Below are 2,205 nucleotides of genomic sequence, written 5' to 3'. Positions count from 1 at the left end.
GACATACCGGTCCGTCTGATTCAAATTCGTGAACTCGAAATTCCCCAACTTGAACGGACGCAGCACCGGCCCCGGCGGCACCGGCACCACATCCGCGCCCTGCGGCATGTGAGCGGGGACCTCGGTGACCGTCGTGTCGTCCGCGGTCCGGGGCAGGGACACCGGGTCCACCCACACCGCCTCGCGCGTGTCGGGGACGGCCGCGCTGCGGGCCTCCGCGAAGCTGAGGTCGGTCTCCTCCGGCGCCGGGGTCACGTCCTCCCCGATCAGTGCGCCGAGCAGGGCGAGGTGGCGATCGCGCAGACCGGCCGCGACGAGGGAGGAGTCCTCCGGGGCCGCGTCGAGGTCGCCGAGCAGGCTGCCGAGGATGTGCGGGCGGTGCGGGGAGTCGGCGTCCCGGTACTCGTCCCGCAGACCCAACTGGTGCGTCAGCTCGTGCACCAACTGCACCGGATCGGCATCCGCCCACCACGACACCTGGTCCATCGCCACATCACGGCCCACCAGATCCACCGTCAGATGCGGCGAACCGGCCGGGTCGACGAACTCCACCGTCACGTGCAGACGGTCGCCGCTCGGCAGCCGATAGGCGCGGCCGTTCAGGAACTCCTCGACACCCAGGCTCAGTTGTTCACGTACGCGCGCGCTCTGATCCTCCGTGCCGCGCAGCGCGACCCGCACCGTGAGATCGGTGACCGGATCACCGGCGTGCATGAACCGGCGGGCGTCGAAGCCCGAGCGCACCACGAACCGGGGACGGCCGTCACGGGCCCCGTGCGGACGTGCCGGGAGGGACGGATCGTGGGGCGAGGGGTCCGGGTCGGCCTGCCGCAGGCGGGGCCGGGCTTCGGCCGGGCCGCCGGCGGGCTCCGGCGCGGCGGTCTGAATGCTGTCGCCCTTGTTGGTGAAGGTGAAGCTGGCGCCGAGGCCGAGGAAACCACCCGTCACCTTCCACCAGACCTTCTCCGGCGGCACGAGGTTCCGGAGCGGGCTGTCCTGCGCCAACTGGGCGATGAGCCGCGTCCGGTAGGCGTTGTAGACCTTCGCCGTGTTGCGGGGTTCCCAAGCCGCGTCCTTACGCCGGTCGTTGGTGACGGCGATCGTGGCCAGGTCCATGAGGTAGGTGTCGAAAAGGTCGGTGACGTCCGTGGTCCTGGCGCCCTCCTCCCCGTTGCGTGCGTCCTCGGCCAGGACACGGCCCATCTCCAGGACGATGTCGCGGTAGATACGGTGCCGGGTGCTGCTCGGGTAGGCGGCCATGACGTGGTCGGCCTGGCCGGCGCCCTCCGTGCTCATGGTGCGCGGCGGGCTCGACTCCTCCAGCCCCGGCACGGTCAGCGGGAAGTTCGCGAACATCGCCTCCTCGTCGGGGATGTTCCGGTCCCGCGAGGCCAGCGGGTGCAGGCCGATCTCGTGGGCCAGCATGCCCATCACGTAGCCGATGTCGTACTTCTCGAAGTAGTAGCTCGCCAGGTTGATGTCGACACCGTCCGCACCGCGGTCGATCACGTCGGCGGGCGTTTCCGTGGTCCGCACGTGCAGGGTGATGCGGACCGGCCGGCCACCGACGTACTCGCGGATGGTGTCGTGCCCGCGCAGCGTCTCGATGATGCGGATCGCCTTGTCGCGGTAGTTCTCGTTCGTGTGCTTGAGGTTGGTGAACTCGAAGTTCCCGGAGGTGAAGGGCACGTGGGTCGGCGCCGCCGACTCGCCGGGAGGCTGGCTCGCGTCCTGCGGCATGCGGGCGGGGACACCGGCGAGCGTCGTGCCGTCTGCAGGCGTCGTGTCGTCGGTGAGTGTCGTGTCGCCGGGGGACGCCGTGTCATCGGTGTGCCGGGGCAGGGAGACCGGGTCCACCCACACCGCCTCGCGTGTGTCGGGGACGGCCGCGCTGCGGGCCTCCTCCCAGTTCCGGCCGACCTCCTCGGGCGCCGGGGCCACGTCCCCGATCAGCGCTCCCAGCAGGGCCAGGTGCCGGTCGCGGAGACCGGCCGTGACCAGGGAGGCCTCCTCCGGGGCCGCGTCCAGGTCGCCGAGCAGGCTGCCGGGAACGTGCGGGCGGTGCGGGGCGTCGGCCTCCCGGTACTCGTCCCGCAGACCCAACTGGTGCGTCAGCTCGTGCACCAACTGCACCGGGGCGGCATCCGCCCACCACGACACCTGGTCCATCGCCCGGTCCCGGCCCACCAGATCCACCGTCAGGTG

At 71.2% G+C, this 2,205-nt stretch carries 1 protein-coding gene; it reads right to left on the bottom strand.

Going from position 1 to position 2,205, the window contains the following annotated elements:
• A partial coding sequence (locus AB0N31_RS36440) for a hypothetical protein (protein ID WP_366062830.1) occupies positions 1–2,205 on the bottom strand: 2,205 nt, incomplete at both ends.

Origin of the sequence: Streptomyces sp. NPDC051051, from assembly GCF_040682975.1 — a bacterium.
GTDB lineage: Bacteria > Actinomycetota > Actinomycetes > Streptomycetales > Streptomycetaceae > Streptomyces.
The sequence above is the reverse complement of the archived record's forward strand: the minus strand, read 5'-3'. Positions and strand labels throughout refer to the sequence as shown.